The sequence below is a fragment of the Aeromonas sp. 1805 genome, from assembly GCF_013085525.1.
Lineage (GTDB): Bacteria > Pseudomonadota > Gammaproteobacteria > Enterobacterales > Aeromonadaceae > Aeromonas > Aeromonas hydrophila.
On record NZ_CP038515.1, the window covers coordinates 870,923 to 882,746 of the forward strand.

Annotated in this window: 12 protein-coding genes; 6 read left to right on the plus strand and 6 right to left on the minus strand. The window is 60.4% G+C overall.

The annotated features are described in order from the left end of the window. Window positions 1-69 precede the first annotated feature (69 nt). Both E5E96_RS04085 and E5E96_RS04090 read right to left on the minus strand, forming a co-directional pair. Window positions 70-1,668, minus strand: a complete 1,599-nt coding sequence (locus tag E5E96_RS04085) for a BCCT family transporter (protein WP_011707434.1) — start codon at window positions 1,666-1,668, stop codon at window positions 70-72. 9 nt (window positions 1,669-1,677) lie between these two features. After that, complete coding sequence (locus E5E96_RS04090) at window positions 1,678-2,205, minus strand: hypothetical protein (protein ID WP_171281607.1); 528 nt, start codon at window positions 2,203-2,205, stop codon at window positions 1,678-1,680. Window positions 2,206-2,368: 163 nt separating this feature from the next. Between E5E96_RS04090 and E5E96_RS04095 the strand changes: the two genes are divergently transcribed. Next, window positions 2,369-2,848, plus strand: coding sequence for a MarR family winged helix-turn-helix transcriptional regulator (locus E5E96_RS04095; RefSeq protein ID WP_011707436.1), 480 nt, complete (start codon window positions 2,369-2,371; stop codon window positions 2,846-2,848). Window positions 2,849-2,895: 47 nt separating this feature from the next. Here E5E96_RS04095 and E5E96_RS04100 read toward each other — a convergent pair whose 3' ends face one another. Next, the gene (locus tag E5E96_RS04100; protein ID WP_011707437.1) at window positions 2,896-3,477 is read right to left on the minus strand and encodes a YjaG family protein; all 582 of its coding nucleotides are present in this window, start codon (window positions 3,475-3,477) and stop codon (window positions 2,896-2,898) included. A 162-nt stretch (window positions 3,478-3,639) separates the two neighbouring features. Here E5E96_RS04100 and E5E96_RS04105 point away from each other — a divergent pair, with 162 nt between their 5' ends. Next, window positions 3,640-4,584 (plus strand): D-2-hydroxyacid dehydrogenase, encoded by a 945-nt coding sequence (locus E5E96_RS04105; RefSeq protein ID WP_011707438.1) that lies wholly within the window; start codon window positions 3,640-3,642, stop codon window positions 4,582-4,584. Window positions 4,585-4,650: 66 nt separating this feature from the next. Here the strand turns inward: E5E96_RS04105 and mepM are convergent, their stop codons facing one another. Further along, entirely contained in the window at window positions 4,651-5,988 is a 1,338-nt protein-coding gene (gene mepM / locus E5E96_RS04110) for a murein DD-endopeptidase MepM (protein WP_016352056.1), read from the minus strand. Window positions 5,989-6,248: 260 nt separating this feature from the next. Here mepM and E5E96_RS04115 point away from each other — a divergent pair, with 260 nt between their 5' ends. Together E5E96_RS04115 and E5E96_RS04120 are read left to right on the plus strand one after the other, a co-directional pair. Next, a complete protein-coding gene (locus E5E96_RS04115) occupies window positions 6,249-7,541 on the plus strand; it encodes a LapD/MoxY N-terminal periplasmic domain-containing protein (RefSeq protein ID WP_171281608.1) in 1,293 nt (430 codons plus the stop codon). Next, window positions 7,541-8,482, plus strand: coding sequence for a TAXI family TRAP transporter solute-binding subunit (locus tag E5E96_RS04120; RefSeq protein ID WP_077095162.1), 942 nt, complete (start codon window positions 7,541-7,543; stop codon window positions 8,480-8,482). Before E5E96_RS04115 ends, E5E96_RS04120 begins: the two co-directional genes overlap by 1 nt. Here E5E96_RS04120 and E5E96_RS04125 read toward each other — a convergent pair. Both E5E96_RS04125 and znuA read right to left on the minus strand, forming a co-directional pair. Beyond that, entirely contained in the window at window positions 8,477-9,151 is a 675-nt protein-coding gene (locus E5E96_RS04125) for a transglutaminase-like cysteine peptidase (RefSeq protein ID WP_077095163.1), read from the minus strand. The genes E5E96_RS04120 and E5E96_RS04125 overlap by 6 nt on opposite strands. A gap of 85 nt (window positions 9,152-9,236) precedes the next feature. Beyond that, window positions 9,237-10,151: a zinc ABC transporter substrate-binding protein ZnuA gene (znuA, locus tag E5E96_RS04130; RefSeq protein WP_171281609.1), complete on the minus strand. Its 915-nt coding sequence runs from the start codon at window positions 10,149-10,151 to the stop codon at window positions 9,237-9,239. 94 nt (window positions 10,152-10,245) lie between these two features. Here znuA and znuC point away from each other — a divergent pair, with 94 nt between their 5' ends. Continuing rightward, entirely contained in the window at window positions 10,246-11,010 is a 765-nt protein-coding gene (znuC, locus tag E5E96_RS04135) for a zinc ABC transporter ATP-binding protein ZnuC (RefSeq protein WP_139703900.1), read from the plus strand. A gap of 21 nt (window positions 11,011-11,031) precedes the next feature. Beyond that, complete coding sequence (gene znuB / locus E5E96_RS04140; RefSeq protein WP_011707445.1) at window positions 11,032-11,811, plus strand: zinc ABC transporter permease subunit ZnuB; 780 nt, start codon at window positions 11,032-11,034, stop codon at window positions 11,809-11,811. Window positions 11,812-11,824 lie beyond the last annotated feature (13 nt).

Here is an 11,824-nt window from a genome sequence, read left to right on the forward strand (position 1 = left end):
AAAAGGGGAACCACGAGGTTCCCCTTTTTGTTTGGCTGCTTGATGGCGGCCTCAACAGGATGAAGCAGGTCAGGCAGGCCCGATCCGCTCCAGCAGGCTCATGTGGGTTGAACCGTCGTGGCGCTTGAGCTTTTGCCGGTATTCGAACTGGTGCTGGCTCTCCTGCTTGAGCCCCAGCATCAGCGAATAGCACATGGCCAGCATGATCACCGAGAAGGGCAGCGCCGCTATGATGCTGGCGGCCTGCAGGGCGGCCAGCCCGCCGGAGACCAGCAGGATGGCGGCCACCAGCCCCTGACCCAGCCCCCAGATGGCGCGGTGCAACACGGGAGGATCCTGATCGCCGATGGAGAGCAGGGTCGTGATCACGAGAGTGCCCGAATCACTGGAGGTGATGAAGTAGGTACAGATCAGCAGGGTCAGCACGCCCTTGGCGATCCAGCCGAAGGTTTCCCAGTGCAGCAGTTCCACCGTCTGGTAGAGCGCCAGGGTCACGTCCTGATTGACCGCGGCCACCACGCCGCCACCGCCGAACAGCTCCAGATTCATGGCGGTACCGCCGAACACGGTGAGCCAGAACATGCCGAGCAGCGAGGGCACCAGCAGCACACCGAGCACGAATTCGCGGATGGTACGCCCCTTGGAGATGCGGGCGATGAACATGCCGACAAACGGCGCCCACGCAATCCACCAGCCCCAGTAGAAGGCGGTCCAGCTCGACTGCCAGGCCGAGGTGCCGTTGGCCTCGGTGTTGGTCCAGAAGCTCAGCTTGACGATGTTTTGCAGGTAGTCACCGATGTTCTGCACATAGGCGTTGAGGATGTAGGTGGTCGGCCCCAGCACCAGAAAGAGGCCCAGCACAAACACGCTCAGCCAGATATTGAGCTCGGAGAGTAGCTTGACCCCCCGTCCGACCCCGGAGACTGCCGACAGAGTGGCGATCAGGCTGATGCCGCCGATGAGCCAGAGCTGGTTCGCTTGCGATACTTCCATGCCGAACATCTGGTTGAGCCCTGTGTTCATCTGGGAGACCCCCAGCCCAAGGGAGGTGGCCACCCCGAACACGGTGCCAAACACCGCCAGCACGTCGGCGGCGTGGCCCCAGAAGCCGTAGATGCGATCGCCGAGCAGCGGATAGAGCACGGAGCGGATGGCCAGCGGCAGCTTGCGCCGATAGCTGAAGAAGGCGAGCGACAGGCCGACGATCACGTAGATGGCCCAGGGGTGCAGGCCCCAGTGGAAGAAGGTGAGGCGCATGGCGATCTGGGCCGCTTCAGGGGTCATCCCTTCGGTGATGAAGGGGTTGCCCTGCAGATGGTTCATCGGCTCGGCGATGCTCCAGAACACCAGGCCTATACCCATGCCGGCGCTGAACAGCATGGCAAACCAGGCGAAGTAGCCGAACTCCGGTACCTGGTCGTCGTCACCCAGCCGGATGCTGCCAAAGCGGCTGAACATCAGGTAGACAGCGAAGAACAGGAACAGGGCGACCACCAGAATATAGTACCACTTGAACCCGGCAATGATCTGATCCTTGGCGCCGACAAACCAGCTGGCGGCGGTTTCGGGGACGAACACCCCGAACAGCAGGAACAGGGTGATGACGGTGAGTGCCGTCATGGCCATGGTCGGATTGAGTCCTTTGAATAGCCCTTTGCTTGCTCTCATCTGGCCTCCTTAGTCGTTGTTGAAAAAGTCTTCACCCACGTGATCGCCGGCACCACCGATGGCGCGGTAGACCAGCTTGCCGGCCGTCTGCACCCGGTGGTCCACCAGGCTGACCGAAGGCTGGCCATTCACCGCATGACGCTTGCCGAGGAAGATGGCCATGGGCACGCCCAGGTTGGAGATGCCGCTGGTGATCCAGAGCCGGTTGAAGTCGTAGGAGCCGCCGATGAACTCCAGCTGGGCCAGCCCGGTATCAAGCCCGGTCAGATAGAAGTTCATCGCGCTCTCGTCCGGGAAGAGGTGTACCAGCACATAGGCGTAACGCAATTCATTCACCAACTCCTTTAGGTTGAAAGAACCAGTCTCACTACAGGAGAGGGGCAGCTCACCATCGTAGTGGTGCACCTTGAGGTTGTTGGGGTCTTCGTCATAGGCAGGCTGGTAACGCACGAAAGCCGAGGTATCAGGCAGTTCATAACGTACTCTGACCACCCGAAGGTCGGCCGTCAGCGACTTGATGTCCAGTTCGTCACTCATCATCTTGCTCCTCAAAGGTCGGGTCAAAATTCGGAAAATGCCCGCTAACCTAACACAAAAATGATTAGAGCAGAAATCATTACAGTGAAAACCATATTGACCTTGTGACGAATTAGGCGGAGAATTTTGCGCCTCTCAACAGCCCCTCGACGATTCGTTCCCCATGGAAAAACATGATGAAGTGCTGGTCGCCCTGCGCCAGATAATTCGTGCCATCGACATGCACTCCAAGCGCTTGATCAAGGAGGCCGGCCTGACCTCGCCCCAGCTCTTGCTGCTCAAGGGGATCGACGAGCTGGGTCAGATCTCCATGCGCCAGCTGGCGGATCACACCAACATGAGCCAGGCCACCGCCACCACCATCATGGACCGCCTCGAGAGCCGCCAGCTGGTGCAGCGCATCCGCAGCGAAACCGACAAGCGCAAGGTGCATGCGACGCTGACTGACGCAGGCCGCGCCCTGCTGGCCCAGGCGCCCACCCCGCTGCAGGAGCGCTTCATCCAGCGCTTTCAGGCACTTGAGGTCTGGGAACAGACCCTGTTGCTCTCTTCCCTGCAGCGCATCTCGGCCATGATGAATGCTGACGAGATAGACGCGGCCCCGGTGCTGAGCGTCCGGCCCCTCACCGAGGAGCGGGCATAAAAAAAGCTCCCATTCGGGAGCTTTTTTTATGAGCCGGGGAAGTGCGATCACTCTTCCAGGCTGATGCCGATATTGGAGACGCCATCCTGGGCCGCAAAGGTACGGATAGCCAGAATGCGGTCGCTGTCGCGCTCATGGGCAACCCGCTTGAGCAGCTCGACCTGGAACTCCAGCTCAGCTTCCATGTATTCGTGCTCGTAGAGCTCCTCGTCGGTGAGGTCGCGCTCTTCCAGCATCTCGATGAAACCGGCCACGGTACCCACCGACGCATGGCTGGCATCGTTGGCCTCTTCACCCACCCGGCAGATCACCGAGTTGTAGGCACAGCCCAGCGCCACGCAGGCATCCAGCGCCGGATAGGCACCGTAGGACTCGAATTTGCCAGGCTCGGGAATATAGACTTCAAACGCCTCCAGGATCGCCCCCAGATTGACGCGGGAACCCTTCACCGTCAGGTAATTCCACATCTGATCCAGGGCGTGGCGAAATGCCTTCGCATCCCCGAAACCGGAAGCCTGGGAAAACAGCGCATAGTTGGGGTACATGCGCTCTGCCAGCGCCAGGGTGTAGACGGTCTGTTGCCAAGGCTGTAGCTCGGCCAGTCGCTTATAAAACTTGTCACCAAACACTGGAGTCGGATCCTTTGCAAAATGTGGGGCAGATTGTAGCCCACGAGGGGCCGCGCGAAAACGAAAAAGCGGCCTGGTCGGCTATGTTGGCCGGTCAACTCGGGTAAGATGAGGGCAGAGCGGCCTCTCTCCCGCGCCGCAAATCTGATAAGGAACAAGAGTATGAGTCAACGTACCCTTCTTTTGCTCAGCCAGGACAATGCTCACTACGAGCGCCTGCTCAAGGCGGCCCACCTCCCCCATTTGCGCATTCTGCGGGCCGACAATCAGGGCGAGGCCGAGAAATTGATCGGCGAAGCCCACATCCTGATGGCGGAACCGGCGCGGGCCAAACCGCTGCTGGCCAAGGCCGGCAAGCTCAGCTGGCTGCAGTCCACCTACGCTGGAGTCGACGTGCTGCTGGATGCCAGCTGCCGCCGCGACTATCAGCTCACCAACGTGCGCGGCATCTTCGGCCCGCTGATGAGCGAATATGTGTTCGGCCATCTCCTCAGCCTGATGCGCCAGCTGCCGCTCTATCGGGAGCAACAGAAGCAGCGGCTGTGGCAAAGCCACCCCTATCACGGCCTCAAAGGACGCACCTTGCTCATCTTGGGCACCGGCAGCATAGGCCAGCACATAGCCCACACCGGCAAGCACTTCGGCATGAAGGTGCTTGGCATCAGCCGCAGCGGCCGCGAGCGGGCCGGCTTCGATCAGGTGTATCAGCTGCCGGCCCTCAACAAGGTGCTGGCGCAGGCAGACGTCATCGTCAGCGTCCTGCCCGCCACCCGCGAGACGCATCACCTCTTCACCGCTCCCCGTTTCGAACACTGCAAAGCGGGCGCCATCCTGTTCAACGTGGGGCGCGGCAACGCCATCCACGAAGGTGACCTGCTCACGGCGCTGCGCACCGGCAAGCTGGGTATGGCAGTGCTGGACGTGTTCGCACAGGAGCCGCTGCCCGCCGACAGCCCGCTCTGGGGCCAGCCCAATCTCATCATCACGCCGCACAACAGCGCCTACAGCTTCCCCGAGGATGTGGCCCAGATCTTTGTGCGCAACTACATCCGCTTCATCGACGGCCAACCGCTGGACGGCAAGATAGACTTCGACAAGGGCTATTGATGGCCACCAGCCAACAAAAAGGCCCCGCCAGAGTGGCGGGGCCTTTTTGTTTCGGCGAGAAAGGCATCAACCGGCCTCCATCTCCTTGCGATAGCTCTTCACCTTGGCGAGGAACTGGCGCTTCTCCTTGCCGGAGAGCGGTTCAGCCATCGGCAGCTTGACCTTCATGGCATCGACCGGACGGTTGTTGATCCGCACCTCGTAGTGCAGGTGGGCACCGGTGGAGCGACCGGTGTTGCCGGAGAGCGCAATCTTGTCACCCATCTTCACCTTCTGGCCCGGCTTGACCAGCAGCTTGCTCAGGTGCAGATAACGGGTCATCAGGGTGCGGCCATGCTTGATCACCACATAGGTGCCCGCCAGCGGGTGGCTGGTCGCCTTCAGCACGACGCCGTCGCCGGTTGCCATCACGGGAGTGCCGACCGGCAGGGCAAAATCGGTGCCCTCATGGGGACGCACCTGGCCGGTGATCGGGTGACGGCGGTTCGGGTTGAAGCTGGAACTGACCCGGTAGCGGCTGTGGGTCGGATAACGGCGGAAGCCGCGCTCCAGGCTGTTGCCCTGGCCATCGTAGTAGTTGCCATCTTCAGACAACCAGGCTGACACGCTCTGGCCCTGGCTGAACACTTCCACCCCCAGCAACTGGGTATTGCCGGTGCTCTTGCCCTCGACCGTCTCCTGGCGCACCAGCACCTTGAACTTGTCGCCCTTTTTCAGATCCTTGGCGAAGTTGAGCCGCCATTGGAACAGGTTGGCAATCTTCTGGATGTGGTTGGCCGGGATCCCCGCATTGCGGGCACTGACGTAAAAACTGCCGTTGATGACCCCGTCATACCCCTTCTTCTGCCACTCCACCTCTTCGTTGAGCATGTTGGCGCTGTAGGTGTCGTCGGTGCGCTCCAGGATCAGGGTCTGCTTGATGTTCAGACGAATCTTCATCTGCTGCAGTATGTTGTCCTGATCGATCAGCAGCTCGATGGTTTGACCGGGCTTGAGACGTGCCAGATTGTTCTTGGTATCGGCATCCAGCACCTTGTAGAGGGTAGTGGTGGAGAGACCCAGGTTGTTGAAGATGGTGGTCAGGTTTTCGCCGTTTCGTACCCGATAATCCTGCCACTGGGGGGTGGCATCGGTCGGGATGTCATCTTCCGGGGTCGCGGCTTCCACCAGCTCGTGATCCGGGATGTCGTTGAAGTCCGTATTGTCTTCGTTGGTTGCGGTGCCGTTGGTGGCGATCGGCAACTCCAGACGCAATGGCCGCTCCAGGATGTCACCCGGTGCTGGCAATATGGCTACCGCTGACAGCGTCATGGCGGTCAGCAATAGCATGGCGTAAAAGTGTTTGCGGGGAACCGGGGGTTCCCAATTGGCAGCCTGCGCTACCAAGGGACGGAGACGTTTCATCCGCTATCCTGTCATTAGATCTAAGGGTGTTAGTGGTCAGTTTGTTTGTTATGAAACCGTATAAAACTGATTGTTTGACCTAAATACTCACAATTAGTTCATAGCAATCTGCATGAACCTCACATTTTATGCATAACATTCCTTTATGGGCAGAAATGATCGTCTTTTTTAACCATTTTTTTCCTATTTTTAAGAGCCGGGTCCGCTCACATCAGACCCAAGGTTTCAGCATGTTGCGATAACTTTTCCATGGAGTGGATATGTCGTTAGCGAAACTGTTAAATCGAATCATCCTGATCTTGTTCCTGGCCGGGGCCATCCTGCTGTTCATGCTGGAGGTCACCACGGTACGCCAGTCCATCCTCGATCAGATGTCTGCCAATCTGGAAACCGCCATCACGGCCCTCGGCCTGGTGCTGCAGGGCACCCTGCTCAACGATGACAAGGTACTGGCCGAAACCATCGTCAACGCCATGTTCGACGGCGGCTTCGTCAGCGCAGTCACCCTGCTGGATCCCGATGGCCAGGTGCTGTTTCAGAAGGTCTTCCACACGGCGCAGCAAAACGTACCGACCTGGCTTCCCTCTGTTATCGACATGCCGCCGGTAAAAATTGAGCAGGAGCTGACCGATGGCTGGCGCATGCTGGGCACCCTCACCCTGGAAGGACACACGGGTTATGCCTACCAGCACCTATGGAATGCCATCAGCCGTACCGGCACGGCACTGCTGGCCGGTCTACTGGTATTCACCCTGGTGATCTCCTGGGTCTGCAACCGGCTGCTGCGCCCGCTCGAGCAGATCAACCAGCAGTTGGTGAAGATCCGCAAGCGCCAATTCAGCGGCAATCTGGCCTCCCCCTGGCTGCAGGATCTCAAGGAGCTGGTTGCCTCGGTCAACCAGCTGGTGTCCGAACGCAAACGGGATCTGCTGCAACAGCGGCTCAAGATAAGCCAGCTCAGCAAACAGGTCGCCATATCAAATCAGCCGCTGCAAACCCTGACTGAGGCAGGAGAAGGCCTGCAGCAACAGCATTTCTTCTCGACTCAGGGCAGCATTCGCCTCTACAGCCGCCTCATTCCAGAGGTCACCCCCTCGCTGGACAGCTCGCCGGACGAGATCCGGCACCTGCTCGATCTCTGGTTGCACCACACGGTCGAGGGACTGCAACTGCCGCTCAGCCTGCTCGGCCACGCTGACTGGACGCAATTTTCCCCCTTGCTTGCCAAGGGCAGAGGCAAGACCCTCGACTGGCGCTGGGATCAGGAACATGTGCCGCCCCTTGCCCAGGAGCGGCTGGCCGCCTTGCAAGAACAGGGCGTGGAGATGGCCTTCAGCGCCATCCCGATGACCAACGAGACCTTCAATCAGCTCGACCCCATCAACCCTGTCTTCATCAGCTGCCAGCCAAGCCAGGCCCCGCTCTATTGGAATCTGGTGGCTCAGTGCCTGCACAGCGCGGGCTACACCCTGTTGGCGGAGGCTGGCGACATTCAGGATATCGATACCCTGCGCAACTGGGGCATCGATGGCTACGCCAGCAAGGAGGCATGATGAACAAGACCGGATTGTTGCTCGCTCTGCTGTGCCCACTGCCGCTGCTGGCCGACACCATGACCATCGCCACCGGCGGTGAGCAGGGGATCTATCACCAGATCGCCAAAGAGTTCTGCCGGCTGGCCAACAAGAGCGATGCTGGATTGCAGTGCAAGCTGCAGGCGACCTCGGGCTCCATCGAAAATCTGCGCCAGCTGAAGAGTGGAGAGACCCGCTATGCGCTGGTGCAGTCGGACTGGCTTTACCAGGCCAGTCACGGTCTGGGTCCGTATGCCAGTCAGCCACAGCCAGAGCTCAGAGCCATCTTCGCCACCCACGCCGAACCCTTCACCATAGTGGTAAGGGCCGACGGCGATATCACCAGCCTGGAGCAGCTCAAGCTGGCCCCCATCGACATGGGGCTCAAGAGCTCAGGCACCCGCCAGACGGCGCTCGCTCTGTTCAACGTGCTGGGCACCAAGGAGCAGGATCTCGATCTCAAGAGCGTGGCCAATCTGGCCGAGTCGCTCTGCAGCAAGCAGATCGATGCGTATGGCCTGGTGATGGGCCACCCCAACCGCATCGTGCTGGATACAGCCAAACGCTGCGCCGTGCGTTTTCTGCCGATCGAGGGGGCGACCCGAGATCAACTGCTCAAGGGAGTGAAGTATTACCAGCGCAGCCAGGTGCCTGCACGCATCTACCCGGGCAACCTCAAGGCGACGCCGACCTTTGCCATCGCAGCTACCCTGGTGACCACCGCCAGCACGCCGGAAGCCGATGTGTACCGCCTGACCAAGGCCATGCTGACCCAGCAAACCAAGTTCAATGAGCAGACCTACGGCTACGCCAACCTGTTCCACCAGGCACGCAATAAGACCGGCCCGGTGCTGAGCATCGACCAGCATCCGGGCGCGGCCAAATATTTCGAGGAGTTGAAAACCGCGGGCAAGCTATAGCTCGCGGCGGGGGGAGCGCAGTTGCTCGCTGGAGAACCGGGTCTTCATCGACGTCCACTGCGCCAACCTGTCGGCACTGCCTGCCAGCGTCCCTTCACGGCGGGACTTCATGATCCAGATGCTTTTGGCATCAAAGCTGTAGACGGGGATCAGGTCGGTTCGCTTGCTGCCGGGCAGGATCCGGCTGTTGATGTTGTCGAGCACCATTGGATCCGACTTGGGGGTCGCGAAGTAGAGCGTCACCATGTGGAACTGGTTGTAACGCACCGCCTTGACGTAGGCCAGCCGCAGCTTCTTCTCGTCCACCCCCAGCTCCATCAGGGTGTAGTACTTGGAGATGCTGTAATCCTCGCAGTCGCCACCGCGGGCGCCAATAAACTCCAGCGGATTGGCCCAGTAATCCGTTTCTCCCCACAACCTGGGATCATCGCTATAGGTCAGGTTGTTGAAGTAGTTGTTAACCAGCTCGATCTTCTGCTGATCCGTGGTACCAGCCCTGGGCGTGAGCAGGCGCGAAAATGCCTCGGCCCGCTGAATGGCACGACCACCATACACTTCCTGCAATTTTGCCCGCAGCTCGGGGCTGGCGATGTATTCGGAGAGGCGGGATGCCTGCACGCTGGCACAGCATAGTGCCAACGTGCAGGTGGGAACGAGCAGCCATTTCATACAAGACACTCCCTGTCAGATGCTGGAAGTCAGTATAGTTGGCTGTGCTCGTCCCATCGATGAGCACCACGGCTCGGTGGGTCTGTCAGCGGCACTCGGCGAAAGCGTCGGCCAGCTGCTGCATGAACCGGGGATAGCCATCCGGGCCGAGCGGCACCTGTTCACCCACTTCGTCCAGCAGCAGCACCTTGGCACCGGTATTGCGGGCCACCGACTCGATCACCGCCGGCGAGAATTGCGGCTCGGCATAGATGCAGCTCGCCTTTTTCTCTTCCAGCGCCTTGCGGATCTCCACCAGGGTCTTGGCGCCGGGGCGCCGCTCCGGGCTCACGGTGAAGTGGCCCTTGGAGCTCATGCCGTAGTGGCGCTCCCAATAGCCATAGGCCTCGTGGAACACGAAGTAGCCCTTCTGATTCACCGCCTTCATCTGCTCGGCAATCACCTTGTCCTTGGCCTCCACCTTGGCCTTGAACGCCAGCAGGTTGCCGCGATAACGCTCGGCGTTGGCAGGATCCTGAGCACTCAAGGTTTCGCTCAGGGCATTGGCAATGACCAGCGCCTGGGTCGGTCCCAGCCAGATATGGGGATCGACGCCCTCGTGGTGGTGCCCCTCATGACCATCGTGGTCATGGCCTTCATGCGCCTCGTCGGCGTGTTCTTCGTGACCGGCCTGCTTGCTGTAATCGAACAGCGGCATCCCTTCGACCCGGGTCAGGGTCAACACATGGGGATGCTTGGCCAGCGGTTTGGCCATGAAGCCTTCCAGCTCGGGGCCGACCCAAACCACCAGATCGGCCTCATTGATGCTGCGAATGTCGGAGGGGCGCAGGGAGAAATCATGGGGCGAGGCGCCGGTCGGCAGCAGCACCTTGGGCTCGCTTACGCCGTCGGTGATAGCGGCCGCGATGAAACCCAGCGGCTTGATGGTGGTCAGCACCTCGAGGGCACGGACAGGCAGACTCACCGCCAGCAGGGCAGTGATCAGGGCAAGAATTCGCATAGAGATCTCGTCAGGAAGTGTGTGTGTGATAATATAACAAACCAACGTTATTGTTATATTATAACTCTCACAGGCTGTAAACCCCGGAGCTGTCATGACCCAACTGGTGGAGCTGAAAGAGGTCTGTCTTTCATTTGATGGACGATCCGTGCTCGACAAGGTCTCCTTTACCCTGAACAAAGGCAAAATCACGACCCTGGTCGGTCCCAACGGAGCGGGCAAAAGTACCCTGAGCAAGCTGGTACTGGGCCTGCTCACGCCGGATTCAGGCCAAATCATCCGCAGCCGCGACCTGCGGGTCGGCTATGTGCCCCAGCGCCTCTATCTGGATCCTACCCTGCCGCTGACGGTGCGCCGTTTCCTGCAGCTTGGCAAGAATGGCCGCCTCTCCATCGAGGAAGCATTGAACCGGGTCGGTGCGGAAGATCTCTTGGACAACCGGATGCAAAAGCTCTCTGGCGGCGAGATGCAGCGGGTGCTGCTGGCCCGTGCCCTGCTGGTCAAACCCGAGCTACTGGTGCTGGACGAGCCAGTGCAAGGGGTGGACATCAACGGCCAGATCGAGCTCTACGCCCTCATCAGCCAGTTGGCCGCCGAGTTCAACTGCGCCGTGCTGATGGTTTCCCACGACCTGCACCTGGTGATGGCCAGCACCCACGAGGTGATCTGCCTCAACCGCCACGTCTGCTGTCATGGCGAGCCGGAGAGCGTGGCCCGTCACCCCGAGTTTGCCCGTCTGTTCGGCCGACCGGAGCAGGAGGTGCTGGCGGTCTACACCCACCATCACCACTGCGACGGCGAACACCATCATCATGAACCGCAGGCCCCCGTCATCCGCCTGCCCTCCCGCAATCAATAACGTACCCGACAGGATCATCAAGTGGACAGCTTTCTGTTATACGCCCTCGCGGCCGGCCTCGGCATCGCCCTGCTGGCCGGCCCCCTCGGCAGCTTCGTGGTGTGGCGCAAGATGGCCTATTTTGGCGACACCCTCTCCCACGCCTGCCTGTTCGGCATCGCGCTCGGCATCCTGCTGCAGGTGGACCTCACCCTGGCGGTGGTGGTCTGCTGCCTCGCCATGGCCATGCTGCTGGTGATCATGAGCCGCAACCAGCAGGTAGCCACCGATACCCTGCTCGGCATCTTGGCCCACAGCGCCCTGTCGCTCGGCCTGGTTACCTTGAGCTTCATGGACAACGTGCGGGTGGATCTGATGGCCTACCTGTTCGGCGACCTGCTCTCGGTGCAGCCGATGGACCTGCTCTGGATCTATGGCGGCGGCGCCTTGGTGCTGCTCACCCTGTGGCGGTTGTGGGATCCCCTGCTCTCAATGACCATCTCCGAAGAGCTGGCGCGGGTGGAAGGGGTAAGGGTCGATGTACTGCGCTGCGTGCTGATGCTGCTGATTGGCTTGGTGATCGCCGTGGCGATGAAGTTCGTCGGGGCGCTGATCATCACCTCCTTGCTGATCATCCCTGCGGCAACGGCCCGCCGCTTCAGCCGGACACCGGAACAGATGGCCGGCTTTGCCGCCCTCATCGGCTGCCTTGCCGTGCTCGGCGGACTGCTGCTCTCCTGGTATCAGGACACCCCGGCCGGCCCTTCGGTGGTGGTCTGCGCCACCAGCCTGTTTATCCTGAGCCAGTTCAAGAAAGCCTGAACCTAAGTGGCCT